The following is a 3,178-nucleotide window of genomic DNA, read 5'->3' on the forward strand; positions in this document are numbered from 1 at the left end:
AATCACGGGGTACCGGGCACCGCGGGGCGGCCTCCGGCCGGCGGTCGAACGGCTGCTGACCCGTCGGGACGTCCCGCTGCGGGAGAAGACCCTGTGGCGGATGCTGTACGAGACCGCGGGCCGGGCCGCGGAGATCCTCTGGTGCGCTGTCCGGCGATCGTTGATAGCGATCTTTCGAGCTTTGTGTGCCGAAACGGCCGTTGTTGATCGCACAAAGCTCGAAAGATCGTTTTGATTTAGAGCAGTGACCGCAGGACGTAGGGCAGGATGCCGCCGTTGCGGTAGTACTCGGCCTCCCCCGGCGTGTCGATGCGGACGACTGCGTCGAACCGCTTGTCGTCGGCCTGGACGAGCAGCGTCGGGGTCTTCTCGTCGACGCCGGCGAGCCCGACGATGGTGAACGTCTCCTCGCCGGTCAGGCCGAGCGAGGCCGCGGACTGCCCGGTCGGGAACTGCAGCGGTAGGACGCCCATCCCGATCAGGTTGGAGCGGTGGATCCGCTCGTAGGACTCGGCGATGACCGCTCGGACGCCGAGCAGGGCCGTACCCTTGGCCGCCCAGTCACGCGACGAACCCGAACCGTACTCCTTGCCGGCGAGGACCACCAGCGGCACTCCGTCGGCGGCGTATTTCTGCGCCGCGTCGTAGATCGCCAGCTGCTCGCCGTCGGGCAGGTGCCGGGTGACCCCGCCCTCGGTGCCGGGAGCCAGCATGTTGCGCAGCCGGATGTTGGCGAACGTCCCGCGGATCATCACCTCGTGGTTGCCGCGCCGGGACCCGTAGGAGTTGAAGTCCGTCGGCTCCACCCCGTGCTCCACGAGGTAGCGGCCCGCGGGTGACTCCCGCTTGATGGATCCGGCGGGCGAGATGTGGTCGGTGGTCACCGAGTCGCCGAGCAGCGCCAGCACGCGGGCGCCGACGATGTCCGGGCGCGGCGCCGGCGTCGCCGCCATCCCCTCGAAGTACGGTGGGTGGCGCACGTAGGTCGAGTCAGGTGCCCAGTGAAACGTCTGGGACACCTCGCCTCCGTCACCGGTCGGCAGCGACTGCCACTGCTTGTCGCCGGACAGGTCGCCGTAGTCCTCGGTGAACATCTCCGAGCGGATCGCGTCGCCGACCACCGCGGCCACCTCGGCCTCGCTCGGCCAGATGTCGCGCAGGTAGACCGGGTTGCCCGCCGTGTCGGTGCCCAGCGGGTCGTTGACCAGGTCGATGTCCATCGTGCCGGCGAGGGCGTAGGCCACGACCAGCGGCGGGGACGCCAGGTAGTTCATCTTGACGTCCGGGTTGATCCGACCCTCGAAGTTACGGTTACCCGACAGCACGCTGACCACCGCCAGGTCGCCGGCGTTCACCCCCTGGCTGATCTCCTCCTGGAGGGGGCCGGAGTTGCCGATGCAGGTGGTGCACCCGTAGCCGACCAGGTTGAACCCGAGCTTGTCCAGGTAGGGGGTGAGCCCGGCGCGCTCGTAGTAGTCCATGACGACCTTGGAACCCGGGGCCAGGGTGGTCTTGACCCAGGGCTTGCGGGTCAGGCCCCGGTCGACGGCGTTGCGGGCGAGGATGGCCGCGCCCACCATCACCTGCGGGTTGGACGTGTTCGTGCACGAGGTGATGGCCGCGATCGCGACCGCGCCGTGGTCGAGTGAGAAGCTGGTGCCGTCCGCGAGGGTCACCGGGGTCGGGTTGGACGGGCGTCCTTCGAGATCACCAGAAGTACCCGCAGCTGCCTTTGCCGGACCGGCATAGTCGGCGAGCGCGGTGCGGAACGCAGCCTTGGCGGTGCGCAGGGGGACCCTGTCCTGCGGGCGCTTCGGGCCGGCCAGCGACGGCTCGATCGTGGAGAGATCGAGGGTGAGGGTGGTCGTGTAGACCGGCTCGCGACTCGGGTCGTGCCAGAGGCCCTGCTCCTTGGTGTACGCCTCGACGAGGTCGACCTGCTCGCTGGGACGGCCGGTCAGCCGCAGGTAGGCCAGGGTCTCCGCATCCACCGGGAAGATGGCGCAGGTCGAGCCGTACTCGGGGCTCATGTTGCCGATCGTGGCCCGGTTGGCCAGCGGGACGTTGCCCACGCCCTCGCCGTAGAACTCGACGAAACGGCCCACGACACCGTGCGTGCGCAGCATCTCGGTGATGGTGAGGACGAGGTCGGTCGCGGTGGTTCCGGGCGGCAGCTCACCGGTGAGCTTGAACCCGACGACCGTCGGGATGAGCATGCTCACCGGCTGGCCGAGCATGGCGGCCTCCGCCTCGATGCCGCCGACACCCCAGCCGAGCACGCCCAGACCGTTGATCATGGTGGTGTGGCTGTCCGTGCCGACCAGGGTGTCGGGGTAGGCGAGCACGCCGTCGGCGGTCGCCCGGGTGAAGATCACCCGGGCGAGGTACTCCAGGTTGACCTGGTGGACGATCCCGGTGTTCGGGGGGACGACCGTGAAGTTGTCGAACGCGGCCTGGCCCCACCGCAGGAACTGGTAGCGCTCGCGGTTGCGGGCGAACTCCAGCTCGGTGTTGAGGGCGAAGGCGTCAGCCCGGCCGAAGACGTCCGCGATGATCGAGTGGTCGATCACCAGCTCCGCCGGCGCCAGCGGGTTGATCTTTGTCGGATCACCGCCGAGAGCGGCCATGGCCTCGCGCATGGCGGCGAGGTCGACCACGCACGGCACCCCGGTGAAATCCTGCATGATCACGCGGGCCGGCGTGAACTGGATCTCCTGGCTCGGCGTGGCGGCCGGATCCCAGGACGCGAGCGCGGTGACGTGGTCGGCGGTGATGTTGGCGCCGTCCTCGGTCCGCAGCAGGTTCTCCAGCAGGATGCGCAGACTGTACGGCAACCGGTCAGCTCCGGAAACCGCGTCCAGCCGACGGATTGTATACCTACGGTCACCCACCTTGAGATGACCTGTGCTGCCGAAGCTGTCCATATCTCCTCCTCGCCGCGTTCCCTCGCGGACCATCCTGGTGTTCGTTCCAGGAATTACCCGACCCGCCAGGGCCGGGACCAGTAATATCCTATTTACTTAGTATTGCTAAGGATATACCAGAAGATCAGTCGCCGTGCGCGAGGCTCCCGAAGTGTGGCGACAGGCCGGCGCCACCCCGAATGCTCCATATAACTGAGAGCGACCGTCACGTAATCGCTCAGGCGTTCTCAAGGAGATCCGGCGAGACGCTCGCC

The 3,178-nt window shown here is 68.0% G+C and carries 1 protein-coding gene and 1 pseudogene; one reads left to right on the top strand and one right to left on the bottom strand.

Annotation, left to right across the window (positions count from 1 at the left end; all coding sequences use genetic code 11):
* Window positions 1–235 (top strand): annotated as a pseudogene (locus U9977_RS26495) (hypothetical protein); the annotation flags it as partial.
* A 1-nt stretch (window position 236) separates the two neighbouring features.
* Here the strand turns inward: U9977_RS26495 and acnA are convergent.
* The gene (gene acnA / locus U9977_RS26500; protein WP_322751999.1) at window positions 237–2,924 is read right to left on the bottom strand and encodes an aconitate hydratase AcnA; all 2,688 of its coding nucleotides are present in this window, start codon (window positions 2,922–2,924) and stop codon (window positions 237–239) included.
* Window positions 2,925–3,178: the final 254 nt, after the last annotated feature.

Origin of the sequence: Protofrankia sp. Cas8, from assembly GCF_963555845.1 — a bacterium.
Taxonomy (GTDB): Bacteria; Actinomycetota; Actinomycetes; order Frankiales; family Frankiaceae; genus Protofrankia.